Annotated in this window: 22 protein-coding genes and 1 pseudogene; 11 read left to right on the forward strand and 12 right to left on the reverse strand. The window is 65.3% G+C overall.

The features are described from left to right. Positions 1-32: 32 nt before the first annotated feature. Both AC1DGP_RS01385 and AC1DGP_RS01390 read right to left on the reverse strand, forming a co-directional pair. Positions 33-596: a GNAT family N-acetyltransferase gene (locus tag AC1DGP_RS01385; RefSeq protein WP_476831657.1), complete on the reverse strand. Its 564-nt coding sequence runs from the start codon at positions 594-596 to the stop codon at positions 33-35. Positions 597-608: 12 nt separating this feature from the next. Next, on the reverse strand, positions 609-1,205 hold the full coding sequence (locus AC1DGP_RS01390; RefSeq protein ID WP_476831658.1) for a demethoxyubiquinone hydroxylase family protein: 597 nt from the start codon (positions 1,203-1,205) through the stop codon (positions 609-611). 92 nt (positions 1,206-1,297) lie between these two features. Here AC1DGP_RS01390 and mutY point away from each other — a divergent pair. After that, positions 1,298-2,368 (forward strand): annotated as a pseudogene (mutY, locus tag AC1DGP_RS01395) (A/G-specific adenine glycosylase); the annotation flags it as partial. On the opposite strand, the gene AC1DGP_RS01400 reads toward mutY, so the two are convergent. The 3 genes from AC1DGP_RS01400 to AC1DGP_RS01410 form a co-directional block, all read right to left on the reverse strand. Next, positions 2,349-3,533, reverse strand: coding sequence for a DNA methyltransferase (locus tag AC1DGP_RS01400; protein ID WP_476831706.1), 1,185 nt, complete (start codon positions 3,531-3,533; stop codon positions 2,349-2,351). The pseudogene mutY and the gene AC1DGP_RS01400 sit on opposite strands and share 20 nt — an antisense overlap. A gap of 190 nt (positions 3,534-3,723) precedes the next feature. Further along, positions 3,724-4,335, reverse strand: a complete 612-nt coding sequence (gene rnhB / locus AC1DGP_RS01405) for a ribonuclease HII (protein WP_441506454.1) — start codon at positions 4,333-4,335, stop codon at positions 3,724-3,726. A 51-nt stretch (positions 4,336-4,386) separates the two neighbouring features. Continuing rightward, entirely contained in the window at positions 4,387-5,577 is a 1,191-nt protein-coding gene (locus tag AC1DGP_RS01410) for a PA0069 family radical SAM protein (RefSeq protein ID WP_441506455.1), read from the reverse strand. Positions 5,578-5,704: 127 nt separating this feature from the next. Between AC1DGP_RS01410 and AC1DGP_RS01415 the strand changes: the two genes are divergently transcribed. After that, on the forward strand, positions 5,705-6,193 hold the full coding sequence (locus AC1DGP_RS01415) for a glycosyltransferase family A protein (protein ID WP_441506456.1): 489 nt from the start codon (positions 5,705-5,707) through the stop codon (positions 6,191-6,193). A gap of 102 nt (positions 6,194-6,295) precedes the next feature. On the opposite strand, the gene ypfJ is transcribed toward AC1DGP_RS01415, so the two are convergent. The 4 genes from ypfJ to AC1DGP_RS01435 form a co-directional block, all read right to left on the reverse strand. After that, positions 6,296-7,177, reverse strand: a complete 882-nt coding sequence (gene ypfJ, locus AC1DGP_RS01420; RefSeq protein ID WP_476831659.1) for a KPN_02809 family neutral zinc metallopeptidase — start codon at positions 7,175-7,177, stop codon at positions 6,296-6,298. Positions 7,178-7,286: 109 nt separating this feature from the next. After that, the gene (cydB, locus tag AC1DGP_RS01425) at positions 7,287-8,291 is read right to left on the reverse strand and encodes a cytochrome d ubiquinol oxidase subunit II (RefSeq protein WP_476831660.1); all 1,005 of its coding nucleotides are present in this window, start codon (positions 8,289-8,291) and stop codon (positions 7,287-7,289) included. Between the two features lie 13 nt (positions 8,292-8,304). Then, entirely contained in the window at positions 8,305-9,735 is a 1,431-nt protein-coding gene (locus AC1DGP_RS01430; RefSeq protein ID WP_476768150.1) for a cytochrome ubiquinol oxidase subunit I, read from the reverse strand. Between the two features lie 150 nt (positions 9,736-9,885). Next, entirely contained in the window at positions 9,886-10,698 is an 813-nt protein-coding gene (locus AC1DGP_RS01435) for a uracil-DNA glycosylase (RefSeq protein ID WP_441506459.1), read from the reverse strand. Between the two features lie 219 nt (positions 10,699-10,917). Between AC1DGP_RS01435 and AC1DGP_RS01440 the strand changes: the two genes are divergently transcribed. The 3 genes from AC1DGP_RS01440 (at position 10,918) to AC1DGP_RS01450 (ending at position 15,711) form a co-directional block, all read left to right on the forward strand. Beyond that, on the forward strand, positions 10,918-12,597 hold the full coding sequence (locus tag AC1DGP_RS01440; RefSeq protein WP_476831661.1) for an electron transfer flavoprotein-ubiquinone oxidoreductase: 1,680 nt from the start codon (positions 10,918-10,920) through the stop codon (positions 12,595-12,597). 418 nt (positions 12,598-13,015) lie between these two features. Further along, entirely contained in the window at positions 13,016-14,794 is a 1,779-nt protein-coding gene (locus tag AC1DGP_RS01445) for a tetratricopeptide repeat protein (RefSeq protein WP_441488934.1), read from the forward strand. 32 nt (positions 14,795-14,826) lie between these two features. Next, positions 14,827-15,711 carry a 4-(cytidine 5'-diphospho)-2-C-methyl-D-erythritol kinase gene (locus AC1DGP_RS01450; protein WP_441488935.1) on the forward strand — a complete coding sequence of 295 codons (885 nt, stop codon included), beginning with the start codon at positions 14,827-14,829 and terminating at the stop codon, positions 15,709-15,711. Positions 15,712-15,745: 34 nt separating this feature from the next. Here the strand turns inward: AC1DGP_RS01450 and AC1DGP_RS01455 are convergent, their stop codons facing one another. Beyond that, positions 15,746-16,762: a polyprenyl synthetase family protein gene (locus AC1DGP_RS01455; RefSeq protein WP_441506462.1), complete on the reverse strand. Its 1,017-nt coding sequence runs from the start codon at positions 16,760-16,762 to the stop codon at positions 15,746-15,748. Positions 16,763-16,912: 150 nt separating this feature from the next. On the opposite strand from AC1DGP_RS01455, the gene AC1DGP_RS01460 reads away from it, so the two are divergent. Together AC1DGP_RS01460 and AC1DGP_RS01465 are read left to right on the forward strand one after the other, a co-directional pair. Further along, positions 16,913-17,137, forward strand: coding sequence for a putative signal transducing protein (locus AC1DGP_RS01460; protein ID WP_069877466.1), 225 nt, complete (start codon positions 16,913-16,915; stop codon positions 17,135-17,137). After that, positions 17,130-17,885, forward strand: coding sequence for a tRNA1(Val) (adenine(37)-N6)-methyltransferase (locus AC1DGP_RS01465; protein WP_441506463.1), 756 nt, complete (start codon positions 17,130-17,132; stop codon positions 17,883-17,885). The genes AC1DGP_RS01460 and AC1DGP_RS01465 overlap by 8 nt, the downstream gene beginning before the upstream one ends. A 187-nt stretch (positions 17,886-18,072) precedes the next feature. Here AC1DGP_RS01465 and AC1DGP_RS01470 read toward each other — a convergent pair whose 3' ends face one another. Together AC1DGP_RS01470 and AC1DGP_RS01475 are read right to left on the reverse strand one after the other, a co-directional pair. After that, positions 18,073-18,393: a hypothetical protein gene (locus AC1DGP_RS01470; RefSeq protein WP_441488937.1), complete on the reverse strand. Its 321-nt coding sequence runs from the start codon at positions 18,391-18,393 to the stop codon at positions 18,073-18,075. Between the two features lie 161 nt (positions 18,394-18,554). Then, positions 18,555-18,845, reverse strand: a complete 291-nt coding sequence (locus tag AC1DGP_RS01475) for a hypothetical protein (RefSeq protein WP_441488938.1) — start codon at positions 18,843-18,845, stop codon at positions 18,555-18,557. Positions 18,846-19,083: 238 nt separating this feature from the next. On the opposite strand from AC1DGP_RS01475, the gene AC1DGP_RS01480 reads away from it, so the two are divergent. The 4 genes from AC1DGP_RS01480 to AC1DGP_RS01495 all read left to right on the forward strand — a co-directional run bounded on the left by AC1DGP_RS01480 (position 19,084) and on the right by AC1DGP_RS01495 (position 23,916). Beyond that, entirely contained in the window at positions 19,084-20,001 is a 918-nt protein-coding gene (locus tag AC1DGP_RS01480) for a glycine--tRNA ligase subunit alpha (RefSeq protein ID WP_069882152.1), read from the forward strand. After that, entirely contained in the window at positions 20,001-22,139 is a 2,139-nt protein-coding gene (gene glyS / locus AC1DGP_RS01485) for a glycine--tRNA ligase subunit beta (protein WP_441506465.1), read from the forward strand. The genes AC1DGP_RS01480 and glyS overlap by 1 nt, the downstream gene beginning before the upstream one ends. Before the next feature lie 236 nt (positions 22,140-22,375). After that, entirely contained in the window at positions 22,376-22,543 is a 168-nt protein-coding gene (locus AC1DGP_RS01490) for a Thivi_2564 family membrane protein (protein WP_441488940.1), read from the forward strand. Positions 22,544-22,653: 110 nt separating this feature from the next. After that, a complete protein-coding gene (locus AC1DGP_RS01495; protein WP_476831662.1) occupies positions 22,654-23,916 on the forward strand; it encodes a GTP cyclohydrolase II in 1,263 nt (420 codons plus the stop codon). Position 23,917: the final 1 nt, after the last annotated feature.

The raw sequence follows: 23,917 nt of genomic DNA on the forward strand, positions 1-23,917 counted from the left end.
GGCGCATCGGCGCGACAAGGGCCGAAGCTCTATCAGCTGTTGCGGTGACGGCGCCACTCCTCGGCGCTGATCTCCCAGATTTCCGAAAGATGCCGGCCGCCGACATAATCGCGCATCTCGGCCCGGATGACGCGCATGCCGCCACTCTCGGAGATGCGGCGGGACGCGGTGTTGTCGGCGGCCTTCGGCACGCGCAGCACCGAACGCCCGAGGACATCGAACCAGAAATCGGTGACGGCGGCGGCCGCTTCGCTCATCAGCCCTTGTCGCTGCCAGGGCAGACCGAGCCAGAAGCCGCGGTTCTCGTCCTCGCCCTCCCTGAGCGAGATCAGGCCGACGAGTTGGCCGGGCTCGCTCTTCAGCCGCAGGCTCCAGTGCCATTCCGTACCTTGCGCCATTCCTGGCACGGCGACCTCATGCAGATAGGCGAGCGCGCCGTCGGGCGGGTAGGGCCAAGGCACCCGCCTGGTGATATAGCGCACGATCTCCCAGTGCGGAAACAGCGCCTGGATCGCTGGTGCGTCATCGAGCGTCAGCGGCTTGAGGATCAGGCGGCGCGTTTCGAGGGCGGGGATGGCTTGCGTTGCTGTCGACATGGTCGTTCGCCGTTACGAGCGCGCTTGCCGCAGCGCGCGTGTCATGCGGGTGGAATCCCCCCAAGTCGATAGCCAGATCAGAATTTCGGTCACCATCGCAATGGCGGATTGCAGCATGGTCTGCAGCGAGTGTCTTGCTTCGCTGCCGAGCTGCATTTCGGCATGATGAAGATGCGCCAGCTCTTCCTCGCGGATGCTGTTGATGACGGCGTGGAGATCGGCGTCTCGGCCCTGTAGGAAATGCATTTGTTCATCGAGATGACGGTGTACGGTCTCTTCCACCGCTGCGGTGCAAACCCAAATCGCGCGTCGCCCCATCAATGCCGTCATCAAGCCGAGCAGCGAGCCACCGAGACTCCACAGCTTCATGATCCGGCAGGGACGTGAACCGCGTGCCGGCATGGCCGCATAGAACCTGGCGCAATGGTCGATTTCGTCGGTGAGCATCTGCTGCAAAGCCGGGACGATGTCGGGCGTGAGCCGCTTCGCCACTGCGATCTGCGCGGAGTAGATGCGGATCGCGCCGTATTCCCCGGCATGGTTCACGCGCACGATCCGCTTGATCGTGAGGGCGTCGCGGGGTGAAGGGCTCTCCGGCGATATGGTCATGTGATCGCGGGAGCTCAATGACGTTAGCATCTTGGACGTTAGCATCTTGCGGCTGGGGGACGGCACGCTAAACCGGGGACATGACCCTCGCAATGCGCGCCCCTGCTGCGACTGCCGCCGATCTCCTGGACTGGTACGATCGCCACCGCCGTGTCCTGCCTTGGCGTGCCTTGCCCGGCGAGAGGGCCGAACCCTATCGCGTCTGGGTCTCAGAGATCATGCTGCAGCAGACCACGATCGCGGCGGTGAAGCCCTATTTCGAACGGTTCATGGCACGGTTCCCGACGGTTGGGGCTCTTGCCGACGCGCCGAGCGAGGAGGTCATGCAGGCCTGGGCCGGCCTCGGCTACTACTCGCGGGCTCGCAATCTGCATGCTTGCGCCAAAGCGGTCTCGGCGCTGCACGCGGGTCGCTTTCCCGATACCGAGGAAGGCCTGCGCGAACTGCCGGGCATCGGAACTTATACGGCAGGCGCTGTCGCAGCCATTGCCTTCAACCGGCCGGCGGTTGCGGTTGACGGCAATGTCGAGCGCGTCATGACCCGTCTCTTTGCAATCGAGGATGCTTTGCCGGGGGCCAAGCCCTTGATCAGGGAGCGCACCCTGGCCCTGTTGCCGTCGGAACGACCGGGCGATTACGCGCAGGCACTGATGGATCTCGGCGCCACGATCTGCACGCCGCGCTCGCCAGCCTGCGGCATTTGTCCGTGGCAGGCGCCGTGCGTCTCACGGGCGGCGGGGACACAGGAGACCTTTCCGCGGAAGGCGGCGAAGAAGACTGGGGCAACCCGCTACGGGGCTGCCTTCGTGCTGCTGCGCGAGGATGGCGCGGTTCTGCTGCGGACGCGGCCGGCCAAGGGGCTGCTTGGAGGCATGGCGGAGGTGCCGACCGGTCAATGGAGCGCGGATTACCGCCTCGCTGACGCCTTGCAGGATGCTCCGCTTCCGGCGCAGTGGCGCAGGCTGGCAACGCCCGTTCGCCATGTCTTCACCCATTTTCCGCTGGAGCTCACGGTCCTTGTCGCGCGTGCCCCGCGGGCGACGCCGGCGCCGCAAGGCTCCCGCTTCACCCCGCTGGCGCGGCTCCGTGACGAGCCGTTCCCGGCGGTCTTCCTGAAAGCGCTCGAGGCAGGGCTCGAGGCGCTCAGGCCGCTGCCATCTGCGCCCTGATCTCGCCGCGCAGTGAATCGAGCAGCGTCAGCCCTTCCGGGCGCTCGACATGCCAGAAGGTCCAGCCATTGCAGGCGGGTAACCCCTGGGCCAGCGCTCCGACCTTGTGGATCGAGCCGACAGCCGGGCCAAGCAACAGCGTGCCATCGGCCCGGATCGTCGCCTTGTGGCGGCGTTTCTCGTCGACGACACTCTCACCGGCCTTGACCAGCCCGGCCTCGACCAGGCTGAGGAAGGGCACGCGCGGTTCGCTGCGCTTCGAAGGCGCGGTGGAGAACGATTCGGGCGGCAATGGCTGGACAGCGGCGATGCGCTTGCGCGCCGCCTCGGCATAGACCGGGTCGCGTTCAAGGCCGATGAACCGCCGACCGAGAGCCTTCGCGACGGCACCCGTGGTGCCGGTGCCGAAGAACGGATCGAGGATCACGTCGCCGGGGTTGCTAGCCGAAAGCATGACGCGGGCCAGCAGGGCCTGCGGCTTTTGAGTCGGATGCACCTTGGCGCCGGACGCGTCCTTCAGACGTTCCTCGCCGGTGCAGAGCGGCAGATACCAGTCCGAGCGCATCTGCAGGTCGTCATTGCCGCCCTTCAACGCCTCGTAATGGAAGGTGTATTTCGAGCTTTCGCCGCGCGCCGCCCAGATCAGTGTTTCATGCGCGTTGGTGAAGCGCCGGCCGCGGAAGTTCGGCATCGGGTTGGCCTTGCGCCAGACGATGTCGTTCAGCATCCAGAAGCCGAGATCCTGCAGGATCGCGCCGACGCGGAAGATGTTGTGATAGGAGCCGATCACCCACATTGCGCCGTCCGGCTTCAGCACCCGCCGGCAGGCGGTCAGCCAGGCTCGCGTGAAGGCGTCATACTCGGCGAAGGAGGCGAACTTGTCCCAGTCGTCGTCGACGGCATCGACGAGGCTGTCGTCAGGCCTGCGGAGATCGCCGCCAAGCTGAAGATTGTAGGGTGGATCCGCGAAGACGAGGTCGACGCTTGCCGGAGGCAGGCGGTCGAGCGCGGCGATGCAGTCGCCGACGACGACCTGATCGAGCGGAAGATCAAATGAAAGGCTCGAAGCCTTCATCCGAGACTGCAGCGCAGGCCGTCCGGTACGCGAAACCTGAATCCGGACGGCGGCGCTGGCAGTCCCGGTACGCGAGGTACCCATGACGCCGAACCATTTACGCAACTTCAACAGTCGCGATCTTGGGGGAGTCAGGGTAAAAGCCGGGTTTCCGGGTTGAAAAAAATGCGTCTCGTTTTGGGGCTGCAGTTTTTGCCTAGTGCATTGGCAAACCAGCTGAATCCGGATCGGGTGTTAAGAAACGGCTAACGTGTCGCGGGCATCGCACAACCGCTCAGCGCCGCCAGACGCCCTTGATCGGCGCGAAGGAAAAACGGTGCTCCGGGCACGGGCCGTGGGTCTGTATCGCGGCGCGATGCGCGGCCGTGCCATATCCGGCATGCCCGGCAAAACCATAGGCCGGATAATGCGTCGCCAGGCGCGCCATCATCCGGTCGCGGGTCACCTTTGCGATGATCGATGCGGCCGCAATCGAGGCCACGCTGCCGTCGCCCTTGATGATCGCATCGCAGGGGCAGGGCAGAGTGGGAGGGTCGTTGCCATCGACCAGCACATGCCGCGGCTGGACAGGCAGACCGGCAACCGCGCGCTTCATGGCGAGCAGCGTCGCCTGCCTGATGTTGAGCGCGTCGATCTCCTGCGCTGTGACGCTGCCGATCCCGATACCGAGCGCGGCTTTGGCGATCTCCCCGAACAGCGCTTCGCGCCTTGCGGCGCTGAGTTCCTTCGAATCGGCGAGGCCAGCCGGAATCAGGCCGGGGTCGAGAATGACGGCAGCCGCCACCACTGGCCCGGCCAGCGGCCCGCGTCCGACCTCGTCGACGCCGGCCAATGGCCAGAATCCTTGCTCAATTGCGTGCGCCTCGCGGCTGAAATCGGCGGCCATGCCCGGTCCAGGAAAGAAATCGTTGCCGGGCTTATGCCGGAAGGCCGTCGTCTAGAACAGGCTGAGCTGTGCCTTTTCCTTCTCCGGCTTCAGGAAGAGGTCGCTGCGCAACCGCAACCGCGTCGCGTTGAAGCCGAGGCGTTCGGCTGCCATTTCGAAGCGCCGCCCGATCATCCAGGCATAGGGACCGGAACCGACCTGACGCTGGCCCCAGGCCGAGTCGTAATCCTTGCCGCCGCGTGTCGAGCGGATCAGCGAAACGACATGGCGCAGCTTGTCTGGATGGTGGGTCAGGAGCCAGTCCTGGACGAGATCCTTCACCTCCAGCGGCAGCCGCAGCAGCACGTAACCGGCCTCGCGCGCCCCGGCGGCCTTGGCGGCGTCGAGGATGCGCTCGATTTCCTGCTCGTTGATCGCGGGGATGATCGGCGCGACCAGCACGGTCACCGGAATGCCGGCATCCGACAACCGCTTGATCGTCTCCAGCCGCTTCGCCGGCGCGGCGGCGCGCGGCTCCATGCCGCGCGCGATCTTGGGATCGAGCGTCGTCACCGAGATCGCGACCTTGGCGAGGCCCTGCGCTGCCATCGGCGCCAGGATGTCGATGTCGCGCTGTACCAGTGCCGATTTCGTGACGATGCCGACCGGGTGGCGGAAGCGCGCCAGCACCTCCAGGATCGAGCGCATGATCCGCAGCTTCTTCTCGATCGGCTGATAGGCGTCGGTATTGGTGCCGATCGCAATGGTGCGCGGCTGGTAGGACGGTGCAGACAATTCCTTCTCGAGCAGCAGCGCGGCGTCGGGCTTGGCTGTCAACTTGCTCTCGAAATCGAGCCCAGGMGAAAGCCCGAGATAGGCATGGCTCGGCCGCGCGAAACAGTAGACGCAGCCATGTTCGCAGCCGCGATAGGGGTTGATCGAGCGGTCAAACGAAATATCCGGCGAATCATTCCGCGTGATGATCGTGCGCGCTTTCTCGATCGCGACTTCGGTCTTGAAGGCTGGTAATTCGCCGAGAGAGCCCCAGCCATCATCTTCGGCGACGCGCTGCTCGGTCTCGAAGCGTCCGCCTGGATTGATCGTTGCCCCGCGCCCGCGCCGTCGTTCCGGATCGATGCGGTGGCCGGCATAGGCGAGGGGGTCAGCCGGAGCGACACGCGCGGATGCCGACAGGGTTTCGCCGTCATGCCGCCTGAGCGGCTGGGCTGCGATCGGTCGCGAACTGGGTCTGGCTTGCTGCATGGCGCTGAGCCGTTCCTGAGAGGGCCGTAAGAATCGGCGTTTCCGTGACCATCAATGTGAACATATAGGGAACAAAATGCAAGTGGCGGGATTGCGGCATGTTGCGCTGCGTCATAATCAATGGGCCATGCTTACAGCCGTCATCAGGGCCGACGGACCGGCCAGAGCACTCGCTGCGACTTTTTCCGCGCTGATCCCGGCCGTTGCCGAAGGTTTCCTCGGCCATGCCGTGGTCGTCGATGCGGATGGTGAGGGGGAGGTGGAACGCCTCGCCGATGCGACGGGTGCGACCTATGTCAGGGCGGCCGTGCCTGAAAGCTGGCATGCCGGTGCCGCGCAGGCGCGCGGCGATTGGCTGCTTCTGTTGAGCGCCGGGGACATCCTGCAGCCAAACTGGATTCAGGCGACCGAGCGCCATCTGCTGCTGGCGCCCGACAGGCCGGCCCTGTTGCCGCTGAGCGGGGTTGCTGCGGCGCTCAAGGAGCGCGCCGCGCTGTCATTCGGCCCGCGTCGGCTGCGGGCCGGCCTTGTGGTGCCGAAGGGGCTGGTTCTGGCCGGGCGGCTGAATGCCGCGCCGCGGCGTCTCTCGGTGCGCCGGGAGCGTGCCGTATCCTGAGACGCAAGGCATCGGCCCGAAAGGTGGATCGCGGTATTCGGGGAAAGCCGACGCAACCCCAGAAGGTGAGATCGGATCGGATACGAGATCGGGTCCGATGATCTAAAGCTGGTTCGTCCGGAAGGTATCGCAGCTTTGCAGCGAGCCGGACTTGAAGCCGGTCGTGAACCAGCGTGTGCGCTGCGCCGACGAGCCGTGGGTGAAGGAATCGGGCACGGCCACGCCTTGCGAGGCTTGCTGCCGCCGGTCATCGCCGATCGCCGCCGCCGTCCGCATCGCCTCGTCGACATCGCCCTGGTCGATTCGGCCCATCGCCTGGACATTATGCGCCCAGACGCCGGCGAAGCAGTCCGCCTGCAGCTCGACCCGCACTGACAGCGCATTCGATTCGCGCTCCGAGATGCGCTGTCGCAGCTGGTTCACCTTGGGCAGGATACCGAGCAGGTTCTGGATGTGATGGCCGACCTCGTGGCCGATCACATAGGCATAGGCGAAGTCACCACCACCGCCGAGCTTGCGCTGCATCTCCTGGAAGAAGGAGAGGTCGAGATAGACCTTCTTGTCTTCGGGGCAATAGAACGGCCCCATCGCTGCCTGTGCCGTGCCGCACCCCGAGCGATCGATGCGCGAGAACAGCACGAGCTTCGGCGGTTCGTAGCGGCGGTTCGCCTGCTGCGGCAGGATCTTGGTCCAGATATCCTCGTTCTGCGCCAGCACCGCCGAAACGAAGCGACCCATTTCATCCTGCGGCGGGCCTGAGGCCGGGCGGCTCTCCTGGGTCGGAGCACTGCGCCCGACCCCGAGCATTTCGGCGCCACCGATCAGGATGCGCGGATCGATCCCGAGAGCCCAGCCGACAAGGCCAAGCACGACCATAGTTCCGATGCCGACACCGCCGCGCCCGCCGGGAAGCCCCGCGAAGCCGCCGCCGCCATTGCGCCTGTCCTCGAGATTCTGGGACTGGCGATAATCTTCCCAACGCATGGCGGAGTCCCCGTCTAGTCCCGAGCAATCTCGTGGAGAGAGGCCCGGAACTCAAGCTATTCGTCAACCGGCTCGCGCGCGGGTGGTTCCCCAGGTTCTTCCTGTTACCTCAGTGATAGCCGCTGTCGGCCCTCACCTTGCCGCGGAAGGTCCAGTAGACGAAGGCCGTGTAGAACAGGATCATCGGCAGCAGGAAGCAGACGCCGATCAGGACGAAGATATGGGAGGACGGCGCTGCGGCCACATCCCAGATCGTCAGGCTCGGGGGCACCAGATAGGGATAGTTCGAGATCGCGAGTCCCAGGAAGCAGAGCAGGAAGATCGCGATGGTGAAGGCAAAGGGTGTGAATTCGTGCTGCCCGTGCAGCCGCTTCCAGACCATATAGCCGCAGAACGCCGTCAGGACCGGGAATGGCCAGAGCAGCAGCAGGTTGGACGGCGTGAACCAGCGTTCGGCGATGCGCGGATGTGCGTAGGGCGTCCACAGCGAGACGATCACAGCGAAAGCCATCAGACCGAGCAGGAGCCATTTCGCCTGGTGGCGTGCCCTGTCCGCGACGGCACCTTCCGTCTTGAAGACGAGCCAGGTCGCGCCGAGCAGCGCGTAGCCGACGACGACGCCGACCCCGCACATCACCGAGAACGGCGTCAGCCAGTCGAAGGGGCCGCCGGCAAACTCGCGGTTGCTCACGGTGATGCCCTGGATCAAGCCACCGAGCACGAGGCCCTGAGCGAAGGCCGCAAGGGTCGAGCCGAGCCAGAAGGCAATGTCCCATTTCCTGTGATGCGGCTTGGCGACCCAGCGGAATTCGAAGGCGACCCCGCGGAAGATCAGCGCCAGCAGCATCAGGATGATCGGTGTGTAGAAGGCCGGCATGATGATGGCGTAGGCGGTCGGAAAGGCGACCCAGAGGCCGCCGCCGCCGAGCACGAGCCAGGTTTCGTTACCGTCCCAGAAGGGCGCGACCGAGTTCATCATCTGGTCGCGTTCGCCCTCGTCCCTGGTCGTCGGGAAGAGGATCGCGATGCCGAGGTCGAAACCGTCGAGCACGACATAGAGCATCACGGCAGTACCGATCAGGACGGCCCAGATGACGGGGAGATACCATTCCATCTCAGCTCTCCCCTCAATTCGCCGGCTGGATCTTGTCGTCGCCGGGATGCCCGTCGCCGAACAGCACAGAGGCGTCATCCTGCGTCGCCTTGAGCGTCCGCTGCGAAGGCTGCTCCGGTGGGTCCGTGGCGAGGAGAGCGTCGGGGCCCTTGTCGATCAACCGGTTCATCAGCAGGATCCCGGCCGCAAAGACCACGGAATAGACGCAGACGAAGAGCGCGAGCGAGATTGCGACCTGCATCGCCGTCACCGGCGAGACGGAGTCGACCGAACGCAGCACACCCGTTGCGAGCCAGGGCTGGCGCCCGACCTCGGTCACGAACCAGCCGGCGAGGATGGCGACGAAACCGAGTGGCCAGGTGTATTGCGCCAGCCAGAGCCAACGTCGTGCTTCGAACACCTTGCCACGTGACCAGAGATAGGCACCGAGCCAGCCGAAGCCGATCATCAGGAAGCCGATGCCGACCATCAGCCGGAAGGCGAAGAAGGGAATCTTGACGGGCGGCCGGTCCTGCGGCGCGAAATCATTCAGGCCGGGAAAGAGAGCGCTCATGCTGCCATGGGTCACGAGGCTGGCGAGCCCGGGAATCGCGATTTCGTAGCGGTTGATGCCGGCCTTCTCGTCGGGCCAGGCGAAGAGAACCAGAGCGCCGGGCTTCGACGAATCCCAATGCGCTTCGATCGCTGCGAGCTTCGCCGGCTGGTATTTCGCCGTGTCCTCGCCGTGCTGGTGGCCGATGATGGCCTGGATCGGAGCCGTCAGGGCGATCATCAGGATCGCCATTCGCACCATCGTCCTGGCAGGCTCGATGCTCGTCCCGGCCAGGAGATGGCGCGCTCCCGTCGCCAGCACCACGAAGGCGGTGGTCAGATAGGCCGCCGTCATCATGTGCATGAAGCGCAAGGGGAAGGTCGGATTGAAGATGATCTGCAGCCAGTCGACCGGATAGGCGATGCCGTCGCGCATCTCGTGGCCGGTCGGATACTGCATCCAGCTATTGGCCGAGAGAATCCAGAACCCCGACAAGGCCGTTCCGGCGGCGACGATCACCGCGGACAGGAAATGCAGCCAGGGCGGAACGCGCTTCCAGCCGAACAGCATGACGCCGAGGAAGGAGGCCTCGAGGAAGAAGGCGCTCAGAACCTCGTAGCCGATCAGTGGACCGATGACGTTGCCGACCACCGTCGAGAACCGGCTCCAGTTCGTGCCGAACTGGTAGGACAGCACGATGCCCGAAACGACGCCCATCGCGAAGGAGACCGCAAAGATCTTGGTCCAGAACCGGGCGAGCAGGTGAAACTTGTCGTCGCCGGTCTTCAGCCAGAGGCCGAGCAATGTCGCGATATAGGCGGAAAGCCCGATGGTGAAGGCGGGGAAGACGATGTGGAAGGAAACCGTGAAAGCAAATTGAATACGCGAAAGCAGAAAAGCGTCGATTTCCATCGCAAGGCTCCGGCCGGCACGCCGCACGAGCGGCTTGAAACGACTCTGCCCGCACAGCATCGTCGCTGCGCGGCAATTTAGTCAAATCCGAAACTGCGCGAGGGGCCGGAATGTCGCAGAGGCAGGGCTGCGTTGTCGCAGGCGAATACTTTAGCTGGCTGCGTCGAGCGCTGTCCTGAGCGCCCGCATGTCGCGCCAGGCGAGGCGTTTCTGCAGGGGCTGGCGCAACAGATAGGCGGGGTGAAGCGTGGCGAGGGCGCGGATGCGCCTTGTGCCCATATCGTACTCGGTCCACTTGCCGCGCGAGGCGAGGATGCCGGTGAAGCCGAGCAGGCCCTGGGCAGAGGGGCCGCCGATGCAGACGAGGATATCGGGATTGGCGAGTTCGATCTGCCGCTGAATGAACGGCAGGCAGATCGCGACCTCCTGCGGCGTCGGCGTGCGGTTGCCGGGCGGACGCCAGGGCAGAAGATTGGCGATGTAGACATGTTCCTGCCGGTTGAGGCCGATAGCCGCCAGCATCCGGTCGAGCAACTGGCCGGAGCGCCCGACGAAGGGCAGGCCGAGCCTGTCTTCATCGGCGCCGGGGGCCTCGCCGACGAACATCACGCGCCCCTCCGGATTGCCGTCGGCGAAGACGAGATTCTTCGCGGTCGCCTTGAGCGCGCAGCCCTCGAAGCTGGCCAGTGCCTCCTTCAATTCGTCGAGCGTCTTGGCCTGCCCGGCCAGCAGGCGCGCGCTCTGCATGGCCTCGTCGGGCGCCGTTGCGTCGGCCGCGATGACGCGCGCGGCAGGAACCGCACGCAGAGGATTGCGGCGTGCTGCAGGCTGCGTGGCGGCAGCTTCGGCGGCCTGTGCGGATTCGGCGAAATGGTCATGCGGCGTCTCGTCGAGCATCTCGGTGACGCCCATCTCGGCGTACCAGGCAATGAGTTCGACGGGATCGTGGCCAGCAGGGATCATCCCGGCGTCTTAGCACGGTCCGGCGCGGCTTCGCGACACCTGTCGGGCGGCTGTCCCGGCTCCGCGTGCTCGCCAGAGCGGTCAAACGCGGTTGCAAATTGGAACGTGGGCTCGGATAGAGGGGTTCCAATCTGGTTTCGGTTTGGCTTGAGCCAGAGAGTGTGATCGTTCATATATAAACTATCGCTGTCGAGGCGAAAGTTGTTGGCGGAGGGCAGGATGGAACTCGAGGAAGCGCAAAGCACCCCGCGCGAGAGCATGGACTATGACGTCGTCATCGTCGGCGCAGGTCCCGCTGGTCTCGCAGCCGCCATTCGCCTGAAGCAGCTCGACGAGGCCATCTCGGTGGTCGTGGTCGAGAAGGGGGCGGAGGTCGGCGCCCATATCCTCTCGGGCGCGGTTATCGATCCGATTGGTCTCGACGCGCTGTTGCCTGACTGGCGGCAGGACGAGGCACGCCCGCTGACCACGGAAGTCAGCGAGGACACCTTCTATTTCTTGACCGAGCCGAACGGAATCCGGCTGCCGAATTTCGGCATGCCGAAGCTGATGAACAATCACGGCAATTTCGTCGGCTCGCTCGGGCTGGTGACGCGCTATCTGGCGACCCGCGCCGAGGCGCTGGGTGTCGAGATCTATCCGGGCTTCGCGGCCGCTGAGCTTCTCTTCGATGAGAAGGGCGCCGTCACTGGTGTCGCCACGGGCGACATGGGGATCGCCAAGGACGGCACGGTCTCCGAACGCTTCACCCGCGGCATGGAGCTGCGCGGGCGCTATACGCTGCTCGGCGAAGGAGCGCGCGGCTCGCTGTCCAAGATCGCGATCCAGCGCTTTGGTCTCGACAAGGATCGTGAGCCCCAGAAATACGGCATCGGCCTCAAGGAGATCTGGCAGGTCAAGCCGGAGAAGTTCCACAAGGGCCGGGTGCAGCACTCCTTCGGCTGGCCGCTCGACGGCAAGACCGGTGGCGGCTCGTTCCTCTATCATTTCGACGACAATCTCGTCACCGTCGGCTTCGTCGTGCATCTCAACTACGAGAACCCGACACTCTCGCCCTTCGACGAGTTCCAGCGCTTCAAGACGCACCCGATGATCCGGGACGTCTTCGAGGGCGGCAAGCGCCTGTCCTACGGCGCGCGCGCCATCACCGAAGGTGGCTGGCAATCCGTGCCGAAACTCAGCTTCCCGGGCGGGGCATTGGTCGGCTGCGCGGCCGGCTTCGTCAACGTGCCGCGCATCAAGGGCAGCCACAACGCGATCCTGTCCGGAATGCTGGCGGCCGAGCATCTCGTGCCGGCGCTGGCGGCGGGACGCGCGCATGACGAAGTCAGCGAGATCGAAACCAGCTGGCGCGCGTCTCCGATCGGCCGCGACCTCAAGCCGGTCCGCAACGTCAAGCCGCTCTGGTCGAAATTCGGGACGATCGGCGGTGTTGTGCTCGGCGGCATCGACATGTGGCTGAACCAGCTCTTCGGCTGGTCGCCTTTCGGCACGCTCAAGCATGGCAAGCCGGATTACGCGACGCTGAAGCCACTGAGCGAGGTGACGCCGATCACCTATCCCAAGCCGGACGGCAAGCTCTCCTTCGACAAGCTGTCGTCGGTGTTCCTGTCCTCGACCAATCACGAGGAAGACCAGCCCGCCCATCTGAAGCTGACCGACCCCGCCATTCCTGTGGCGAAGAATCTGCCGCTGTATGGCGAGCCCGCCCGGCTCTATTGCCCGGCCGGCGTCTACGAGATCGTCTACAAGGACAACGAGACGAAGAGCGATCCGCGCTTCGTCATCAACGCGCAGAACTGCGTGCACTGCAAGACATGCGACATCAAGGATCCCGCCCAGAACATCACCTGGGTGGTGCCTGAGGGCGGCGGTGGCCCGGGTTACTCGAACATGTGATGAGTCGGCGACGGTGACCGGTGCGATAAGGAGGCCGCGCCCTGCCAGGGCGGCGGCTTGTCCTGCCGAAATGGTCACTTGGCCCCGGCGAGGTGCGGTCGATGATCGCGGCGACCGAGCGAACGATCGTCTCCCTGGGATGATCCTGGGCGAATCGTCGCCACAGAGCCGAGAGATGCAGCTGCAATGGTGATGGCGTGCCGATCTGCAGCGTGACGTGATTGAATTTGTGCGCTGCACGACGTGATTGCAGTGGTTGTTGCATCCTTGCTACGGAGGCGATCTGCGCCGGCTTTGCGGCTTGCCGGGGCGCCCGGAAACGGCCATCTTGCGCGCCTATGCGAAGCGGTCACGGTCGCGCTGAATGGACCCAGCCCCTGTGCCACACGAGGCAGCGGACCGAGGGAGAATAGCAGTCGTGACGTTTCGAATGAACGGCCGAGGGGCCGGCGCGACATTGGCCTTGGCCTTGTTTGTCGCGCTTCATGCCGGGGCCGCTGCGCAGGCCACCACGCAAGCCAATACGCCGACCCGCACCACCGAGCCGCTTGAGCCTGCCGAAAGCCTTGAAGGCAACTATCTGGCCGCGATCGTGGCCGGTGCCGGCCGAGACCTTGGCGCGGCCTCGGTCTTCCTGCGGGAGGCGATCAAGGGCGATCCGAAGAACAACGATCTGCTGGAGCGTGGTTTCGTCGCCTTCCTGGCCGATGGCTCCATGGATGACGCGTTCCGCGCCGCCGAGAAGCTGGTGCAGCGCGACCCGAGCAACGGGCTGGCGCAGCTCGCGATCGGCATTCGCGCCATCAAGCAGAAACAGTATCAGACGGCGCGCAATCACCTGCAGCGCGGCGGGCGCGGGCGTTCCGCCGACATCACGGCGACCTTGCTGTCCGCATGGTCCTATGCCGGCTCCGGCCAGACCAACCGCGCGCTCGAGACGCTCGAGCGGCTCAAGGGCGAGCCTTCCTACAATCTCTTCCGCGACTATCATGCCGGCCTGATCCTCGATATCGCCGGCCGCAAGGCGGATTCCGAGCGCAGGCTCAAGGCGGCCTATGAGGCCGAGAAGACGACGCTGCGTCTCGTCGATCTCTGGGCTCGCTTCCAGACCCGCTCCGGCGATTTCGAAGGAGCTGCGGCAACCTATGGCGCCTTCGACAGGCTCCTGCCGAATCACCCCATCGTGCGTGACGGATTGACCCGGGTCGCCGCCAAGGAGCCGCTTGCCCGCTCGGTCGCTACGGCGCAGCAGGGTGCAGCCGAAGTGCTCTACGGCCTCGCCAGCGCGGGGAACCGCCAGGGAGACGAGGCCGCTGCACTGCTCTATCTCAGGCTCGCCCTCTATCTCGACCCCAATCACGATCTCGCCGTCCTGACGCTCGGCGACATCCTGGAGCGGGCCAAGCAGCTCGATGATGCGGTGACGGTCTACAACCGCATGCCGCCGGGTTCGCCGCTGGCCTCCAATGCCGAGATCCAGTCCGGTCTGGCGCTGGAAGCGCTTGGCAAGTCGGACGAGGCGGTGAAGCATCTCGAAGCGCTGATCGCAGCGCGTCCTGACGATGTCGACGCGCTCTCGGCGCTCGGCAATGTCTACCGCTCACGCAAGCGCTTCGCCGAGGCTGCCGACACCTATGACAAGGCGATCGCGAAGCTCGCTTCGCCGGGCCGCTCGAACTGGGACCTTTATTACTTCCGTGGCATTGCCCGCGAGCGCATCAAGCGCTGGGCGGAGGCCGAGGAGGATCTGCGCAAGGCCCTCGAACTGATGCCGGAGGCGCTGGGGCGCGAGCGGGCGCTGGTGCTCAACTATCTCGGCTATTCCCTGGTCGATCAGCATCTCAAGCTCGATGAAGCGCTGGGCATGCTGCGCCGGGCCGTCGAACTGCGCCCGCGTGACGGCTACATCACCGATTCGCTCGGCTGGGCTTACTACCGGCTCGGCCGCTATACCGAGGCGACCCGCGAACTCGAGCGCGCGATGGAGCTGCGGCCCTCCGATCCGGTGATCAACGATCATCTCGGCGATGTCTATTGGCGCGTCGACCGCAAGCTGGAGGCGGTCTTTCAGTGGAACGCCGCCCGCGATCTCAGCCCGGAGCCCGAGGATCTGGTCAAGATCAAGCACAAGATCGAGAAGGGGCTGGAGGAGGCCCCGTCGGCCAATGCCGCCGAGCCGAAGGCGGATGGCGGCTGACCGATGCATTGTGATGCGGTGACGGACCTCGCGTGCCTGTTGCGCTGACGACCCGCGCTCGCGCCAAGGTCAATCTCGATCTGAAAATCCTCGGCCGTCGCGCCGATGGCTATCACGAGCTGAAGAGCCTCGTCGCCTTCGCCAGTGTCGGTGATTCGCTGGCGCTGGAACCGGCTTCAGGCCTCGGCCTGACGATCGGTGGTCCGCAAGGCACCAGTCTTGTCGCGGATGATGGGAATCTGGTTCTCCGTGCCGTGCAGGCGCTGGCAGACGAGCTCCCCGGACTGCGAACCGGACATTTCCACCTCGTCAAGCGTCTGCCGGTCGCCTCCGGCATTGGCGGAGGCTCGGCTGACGCGGCAGCAACCTTGCGTCTGCTGGCAAGGCTGAACGGGCTCTCGCCTGCCTCGCCTCAGCTGCAGCGCGCTGCCATCAGGGTTGGCGCCGATGTCCTGGTCTGCCTCGAGTCGCGCGCTCGCATCATGGCCGGGATTGGCGAGCGCCTCGGCCCCGCACTGTGCCTGCCGCCGCTCTTCGCCATTCTGGTCAACCCGAATGTCGCCGTCGGCACCGCAGACGTTTTCCGTACGCTCGGACTTGCGCAGGGGCAATCTTGCCCGGCCGCAGTGGAATCGGGCATCGGTGCGGCGGAGCGCTTCGCTGCTGCCCCGGACCTGCTTGCGGCGCTGCATAGGACCGGCAACGATCTCGAAGCCCCGGCGGCTCAGGTCGCGCCGATCATCACCGACGTCCTGCAGCGGCTGTCCCGGCTGCCGGGTTACCGGCTCGGCAGAATGTCAGGCTCGGGCGCGACCTGCTTTGCCCTGTTCGACGATTGCCGGCAGAGCGCTGCCGCTGCGAAGCTGCTGGCGGATGAGCGGCCGGATTGGTGGATCAAGCCGACCCTGCTGAGATGAGGTCCGCGGGCTGCTCAGTGCGCCCGCGCCACGCTCAGTACGCCCGCGCCACGCAGAAATCGACCGTCTCGTTCAGCGCCTGCTTCATCGGCGATGAGGGGAAGAGGCCGAGCGCATCCTTCGCCATCTTGGCGTAGTGCTGGGCCCGCTCGATCGTATCGTCGAGGGAACGGTGACGGCGCATGATCGCCTGCGCCTCCTCGAGATCGCCGTCCTTGATCTCGCCATCCTGCAGCGTGCGGCGCCAGAAGGCGCGTTCGGTCTCGTCGCCGCGCCGGAAGGAGAGCACGACCGGCAGGGTGATCTTGCCCTCGCGGAAATCGTCGCCGGTGTTCTTGCCGAGCTTGTTCGCGACGCCGCCATAATCAAGCGCGTCGTCGATGAGCTGGAAGGCGATGCCGAGATTGAGCCCATAGCTGCGGCAGGCGGCAGCATCGGCCTTGGGTGATTCGGCGATCACCGGCCCGACTTCGCAGGCCGCCGCGAACAGCTCCGCGGTCTTGCCGCGGATGACGGCGAGGTACTCGTCCTCGGTCGTGGCTGTGTTCTTGGCCGCGGCGAGTTGCATCACCTCACCTTCGGCGATGACGGCGGCTGCGGTGGAGAGAATATCGAGCGCGCGGAGCGAGCCGACCTCGACCATCATCTTGAAAGCCTGTCCGAGCAGGAAGTCACCGACGAGCACGCTCGCTTCATTGCCCCAGACCATCCGGGCCGCGAGCTTGCCACGGCGCATGTCGCTCTCGTCGACGACGTCGTCATGAAGCAGCGTGGCGGTGTGCATGAACTCGACGCTGGCCGCGAGCTTGACATGACCCTCGCCCCGATAGCCGCAGAGCGCGGCCGTGGCGAGCGTCAGCATCGGCCGCAGGCGCTTGCCGCCCGACGAGATCAGGTGGTTGGCGACCTCGGGGATCATGGTGACGTCCGAGCCGGTGCGCGACAGGATCATCGCATTGACGCGCTCCATGTCGGTGCGTGTCAGGCCCACGAGACCCTCGATGCTGGCCTGTCCCTGTTCCTTGTCCTCGAAGGGTACGACGACGCCCACGCTGCTCACTCCGGCCGATTTCAGCTTTGTTGCATTGCCACAACCGTTGCATGGGTGGCCAGCCCCCGCAATCGCACTTTGACGCCGCACCCGCGAGTCCAGGGCCGAAAATGGCTTGCGCGCAGACCCTGCCTTCGTCTCCATGACACAATGCACGAACTCGTCCGTACCAATGACCTTGTCCTGCTTGGCGCCATCGAGGCGCTGCTCGCATCCGCCAATCTCGATTGTCTGATCGCCGACCAGCACATGAGCGCGCTTGAGGGCATGACCGGAGCCTTCCAGAGGCGCCTGCTCGTGCGCGAGGTGGATCGCCGAAGGGCCCGCGCGCTTTTGATCGAGGCGGGGTTCGGCGCCGAGCTGCGCGATGAGTGATTCGGAGACGGATCTCGGCGAGATCGTCGAGGATCGATTGCTCGATGGCCGTCTGATTCTTCGTCAGCCGAAGAAGGGGCATCGTGCCGGCACGGACGCGATTCTGCTCGCTGCGGCGTTGTCGGAAGACGAGACAGGCCCGCTGGCCGATTTCGGCGCTGGCGTCGGGACGGTCGGTCTGGCCGCGGCGATGCTTCGGCCGGAGCTGACGGTCACGCTGATCGAGCGGCATCCCCGCCTTGCGGCGCTGGCCGAGCAGAACATCGTCCTGAACGGCTTCGGCGATCGGGTCAGGCTCGTTGCGGCCGATGTCGGGGCCGGTGCCGAAGCCAGCCTTGTGCCAGCAGGTTTCGCCTGCGTGGCAATGAACCCGCCCTTCTTTGTAGACGATACGGTGAAGGCGTCGCCAGTGAGCAACCGGCGAACGGCGCATGTCGCCGATCAGCCGTTCGAAATCTGGTTGAAGGCAGCGCGCCGGCTGCTCAAGCCGCGCGGACGCGTCGCGATCATTCATCGGGCCGAGGCGCTGGGGGCTATTCTGAATGGGCTGGAAACCGGCTTTGGTGGCGTGGCCATCCGCCCCGTGCACGCCTCGGCCGACCGGCCGGCGATTCGCATCATCGTCACGGCGACGCTGAACAGCAGAAAGCCGGCAGCGCTGCTGCCGGCCTTTGTCTTGAACGGGCCTGATGGCCGCTTCACCGAACTCAGCGAAGCGGTTCACCGTGGCCGGGCACTGCTCGGCTAAAGCATCGGCCCGAAAAGTGGATTGCGGTTTTCGGGAAAGCCGATGCGAACACAGAAGGTTAGATGATCGGCCCGAAAAGTGGATTGCGGTTTTCGGGAAAGCCGATGCGAACACAGAAGGTTAGATCACCGGCCCGAAAAGTGGATCACCGCTCTCGGGAAAGCCGATGCAATCACGGACGGTGAGATCAGCGGCAGATCCGCTGCTGCTGCACGACCCAGCGCCAGCCATCCCAATAACGGAACGGGCGGAAAAAGCAGCGCGGGCGGTAATACGGACCGCCATAGCCGTAATAGGGCTGCGGACCGCCATAATAGGGCCGACCGTAATAGGGGCGCGGGCCCCAACCCGGGCCATAGCCGTACTGGACCTGCTCGTAGCCATGATCCGCCTGCGCGGCTGCACTCAAGCCGAGGGTGACGACCTGGGCCGAGGCCGGGGCGCTGGCGATGACGCCGCCGCCGAGGCTGACCGCTGCCGCGACACCGAGAAAAGCTTTGCGAAGCATGGCGTGGATTCTCTCCCCTGCCTGGCGCCCGCGGCCCTTGCCGCGCGGTCGAACACCAATTCGGTGAAGATGCTAACGCTCAAAAACTGAACGGCGCGACACCGCGCCGTTCAGCTATCCTTCATCGGACCGCCACATGGCAGCCACAATTCACGCCGCGATCAGCGGCAGACGCGCACCGAACGCATCACCCAGCGATAGCCGTTCCAGACGCGGCGGTTACTGTAGAAGCAGCGCGGACGATAGACCGGGCGGCCGTAATACGGGCGGCGCGGGCCATAATAGGGACGCGGGCCATAGTACTGCGCCTGCTGGACCAGATCAGTCGGAGCCTGCGTCGTCTGCATCGTGCCGGTGCTGACCGGTGCGGCCGTTGCGGGGGCGACGGTGAAGGCCGCGAACATGAGGGTGAGCGCTCCGAAGAGAGCGGCAATGAAACGTGATGACAGCATTAAGCTACTCCTGCTGGCTGACGCCGCCGGCCCGTCTCGAGCGCTCGCCCCGAACGCCGCGGACTGTACGGTTGCTGCGGAGATTATCCCGCCGATCATGAACGAATGCTGTCCGCGTCGGTTCCATGGTCATGCGCGGAATGCTTGACCGCGCGCCGTGGCTGCCCCTAAGCACTCCGCTATTCTTAGATTGTCTGGAAGGCTCAAGCTCTTGGCCGGTGCTCCCGTCTCCGATCCGATGAACCCGACCCGCTCGTTCCAGGGCCTGCTGCTGACCTTGCAGCGCTTCTGGGCGGAGCGCGGTTGCGTCGTCCTGCAGCCCTACGACATGGAAGTCGGCGCCGGTACGTTCCACCCGGCGACGACGCTGCGCGCGCTCGGTCCCAAGCCCTGGAAGGCTGCCTATGTCCAGCCTTCGCGTCGGCCGAAGGACGGCCGCTATGGCGAGAACCCCAACCGCCTGCAGCATTATTACCAGTTCCAGGTCATTCTGAAGCCATCGCCGCCGGATCTGCAGCAGCTCTATCTCGACTCGCTCCAGGCCATTGGCGTCGACATGGGGCTCCACGATATCCGCTTCGTCGAGGACGATTGGGAGAGCCCGACACTGGGCGCCTGGGGGCTCGGCTGGGAGTGCTGGTGCGACGGCATGGAGGTGAGTCAGTTCACCTATTTCCAGCAGGTCGCCGGCGTCGAATGCGCGCCTGTCGCGGGAGAGCTGACCTATGGGCTCGAACGTCTCGCCTGCTATCTGCAGGGCGTCGACCGCATCATGGATCTGAATTTCAACGGGCTCGAGGGTGAGGATCGCGTCAGCTACGGCGATGTCTTCCTCCAGGCCGAGCAGGAATTCTCGCGCTATAATTTCGAACATGCCGACACGGCGATGCTGTTCCGCCACTTCAACGATGCCGAGGCCGAGTGCCGGGCGCTGCTCGCCGCGGGCGAAGCCGGTGAGGGAGCCAATGATCCGCGCCACTCGCTGGCGCTGCCGGCCTATGACCAGTGCATCAAGGCCAGCCACATGTTCAACCTGCTCGATGCGCGCGGGGTGATCTCGGTCACCGAGCGCCAGAGCTACATCCTGCGCGTGCGTGAACTGTCCAAGGCCTGCGGTGCGGCCTGGCTGAAGACCGCCGGCGGGGGAGCGAACTGATGCCCGATCTCCTGCTCGAACTCTTCTCGGAAGAGATTCCCGCCCGCATGCAGCGCAAGGCGGCGGAAGACCTCAAGAAACTCGTCACCGATGCGTTGGTCGAACGCGGCCTCGTCTATGAGGGCGCCAGGGCCTTTGCGACGCCGCGCCGCCTCGCCTTGCACATCGCTGAACTACCGGTGCGCGGCCGCGATATCCGCGAGGAGCGCAAGGGGCCGCGCGTGGGCGCGCCCGACGCCGCCGTCCAAGGGTTCCTGAAGGCGGCAGGGCTTGCCTCGCTCGACCAGGCGACCATCGTCAGCGACCCCAAGAAGGGCGATTCCTACGTCGCCATCATCGAGAAGCCGGGGCAGGAGACGGTCGCGGCCATCGCCGAGATCGTCCCGCACGTGATTCGCAACTTCCCTTGGCCGAAATCGATGCGCTGGGGCAAAGCCTCCGCCGCTGGCGCCAGCCTGCGCTGGGTGCGCCCGCTCCACTCGATCCTCTGCACCTTCGGGCCGGAGACCGAGGAGCCCGAGGTGGTCCGGTTCGAGGTCGACGGCATTGCCTCTGGCAACACGACCTATGGCCACCGCTTCCATGCGCCCCAGGCCATAACGGTCAGGCGTTTCGACGATTATGTCGCGCATCTGGAGAAGGCGAAGGTCGTGCTCGATGCCGACCGGCGCAAGGAAATCATCCTCACCGACGCCCGGAACCTCGCCTTCGCGCAGGGGCTGGACCTCGTCGAGGATGAAGGCCTGCTCGAGGAGGTCGCCGGCCTCGTCGAATGGCCGGTCGTGCTGATGGGCGCCTTCGAGGAGCGCTTCCTCGAGATTCCGGGCGAGGCGATCCGCGCCACGATCCGCGCCAACCAGAAATGCTTCGTGCTGCGTGACCCGGTGACGGGGGCGCTCGCCAACAAGTTCATCCTGGTCTCGAACCTGAACGCCAGCGATGGCGGCAGCGCAATCGTCGCCGGCAACGGCCGCGTCGTGCGTGCGCGCCTCTCGGACGCGGCCTATTTCTTTGCGACGGACAAGGGCTCGCTGCCCGATCTCGACACGTTCAGGGAGAGTGCCGGGACACTTGGCCTCGACCTCGCCAAGCCGCTCGACCAGCGCATGGCCAAGCTCGACAAGCTCGGCGTCGTCTTCCACGCCAAGCTTGGGACGCAGGGCGCGCGCGTGCAGCGCATCGCGGCGCTGGCTCGCGAGCTGGCGCCGCTCGTCGGTGCCGATCCCGCTCTCGCCGAACGCGCGGCGAAACTCGCCAAGGCCGATCTGCCGACCGAGATGGTCGGCGAGTTCCCGGAATTGCAGGGGCTGATGGGCCGGAAATATGCCGAGCTGCAGGGCGAGAACGCTTCTGTCGCGGCAGCGATCGAAGAGCACTACAAGCCCCTCGGCCCGTCCGATCGTGTGCCGACGGACCCGGTCTCCGTTGCCGTCGCCCTGGCCGACAAGCTCGATACGCTGGTCGGCTTCTGGGCCATCGACGAGAAGCCGACCGGGAGCAAGGATCCCTACGCGCTGCGCCGTGCGGCGCTGGGTGTGATCAGGCTGGTTGTCGAGAATGGGGTACGGCTCTCGCTCGCCGGTGTCGCCCCAGATCCAGACCTCGTCTCGTTCTTCCACGACCGCCTGAAGGTCGTGCTCCGCGATGCCGGGGCGCGGCATGACCTGGTCGATGCCGTGCTGGGCGAAGGCGCATCGAACAGCGACGATCTCCTGCTCATCACCCGCCGCGTCGACGCGCTCAGCCGCTTCCTCGACACCGAGGACGGCGTGAACCTGCTCAGCGGTTATCGCCGTGCGGCGAATATCCTCAAGGCCGAGGAGAAGAAGGACGGCGAGGGCGCTTTTGCCGCTGCCGCCGATCTCCAGCTCATCGCCGATGCCGGCCTGATCGAGGAGAAGGGGCTCGCCGTTGCACTGGCCCAGGCGACGCCGAAGGCCGAGGCTGCCGTCGCCAAGGAGGATTTCGAAGGTGCGATGGCTGCGCTGGCCGAGCTCAGGCCCTCGGTCGATGCCTTCTTCGACAAGGTCACGGTCAACGATCCCGATCCGGCCCTGCGCGCCAACCGTCTCAAGCTGCTCAACCAGCTGCGCGAGGCGACGCGCGCCGTGGCGGATTTCTCGCGGATCGCAGGCTAGCGCGCCCCACGGCTCGCCATTCCGGCGAGCATCCGCGCCTCGCGACAGGCATGGTCGGGTCAGTCCCGATTATGCCGAAAATGGCGGTGAAAGCTCGGGATAAGCGGGCGCTCGGCCCCTGAAACGGAACCAATTCCCATCCTGCGACGTTCTGTCCTGCAGAGAAACCGTGCCGCGAACGCCTCGCGCACGGCCTCCGGGGGGCCGGCAAGCGGCCGCGATAAAGGATGTGGGCTATGGGTCTGAGTATTCTGATTTCGCTTCTGATCACGATTCTGGTGATCGGTCTGGTGCTTTATCTCGTGCGCATGCTGCCGCTCGATGCCCAGATCAAGAACATCGTCCAGATCATCGTCATCATCATCGGCATCATCTCGCTGCTGCGCTATCTCGCGGTTTTCTGAGCGCCAGCGCGGGTCGATTGACGTGCGCTGAGCACTGATCCACTCTCCTATCGGTCAAAAGGGCCCGGACGACTCCGTCATGGGCCCTTTTCCGATTCGAGAGCGTCGCGATGAATTCGCAGAACCGGACCACCCATATCCGCCTGACGTCGCATCCCGAGCCTGGCAGTGCGGCGACGCGCTTCCCGATCCGATGGGGTGCGGAAACCGCCGTCGAGCGCGGCCCGGTCATTGCCTCGACCACCAACCCGGCTGACCGCAACGTCATAGGAGCCCATGGCGGCTCCTACTCGGTCTATCGTGCGCTTGCGATCTCGGCGCGCGCCATGAATCCGTCGCAGCGCCCGGACCTGACGAACACGCAGCCGACCACCGACATTCTGCCGCAGCCGCAATGGGCTGAACCCGGCAAGATCGTCTCGCTGGACCCTTACGGCCATCGGGTCGCACAGGATTTCGGGCGACTGATTGCCGAGGGCGTCGATATCCGGCCCACCATCGCCATCACCAAGGCGCGGCTGAACCTGCCGGAGATTCTCGCTGCGATGGCTGGCCACAGGCTCGCCGCCGATGAGGGTATCCTGCACAAGTCCGGCGATATCAGCGTCACCAAGATCGCCATCGACCCGGTCTGGCACCTGCCGGGCATTGCCGAGCGCTTCGGTACGTCGGAGCAGGAATTGCGCCGCACGCTGTTCGAGCAGACCGGCGGCATGTACCCCGAACTCGTCACCCGGCCCGATCTGCACGTCTTCCTGCCGCCGATCGGCTCGATCACCTGCTATGTCATCGGCGATATCTCAGCGATCATCGATCCGAAGCGCAGGGTTGCCTGCCGTGTCCATGACGAATGCAACGGCTCGGATGTCTTCGGCTCCGATATCTGCACCTGCCGGCCCTATCTCGTGCATGGCATCGAGGAGGCGGTGAAGGAGGCGCAAGGCGGCGGCGTCGGCCTCATCGTCTACAACCGCAAGGAGGGCAGGGCGCTTGGCGAGGTCACCAAGTTCCTCGTCTACAATGCCCGCAAGCGCCAGGAGGGTGGCGATTCCGCTGCGACCTATTTCGAGCGCACCGAATGCGTTGCCGGCGTGCAGGATGCCCGCTTCCAGCAATTGATGCCGGATGTGCTGCATTGGCTCGGTGTCACGCGCATCGACCGGTTGATGTCGATGTCGAACATGAAATACGACGCCATGGTGCAGTCGGGCATCGAGATCGGCGAGCGCGTTGCCATTCCGCCGGAGCTGATCCCGCCCGATGCCTCGGTCGAGATCGAGGCCAAGAAGGCAGCCGGCTACTACTCGCCGGAGGGCACGCCTGGCGACAACACGCTGAAGGCGACCGTCGGTCGCGACCTCGACAAGTTCTGAG

This window comes from Allobosea sp. 05T433 (assembly GCF_056396065.1).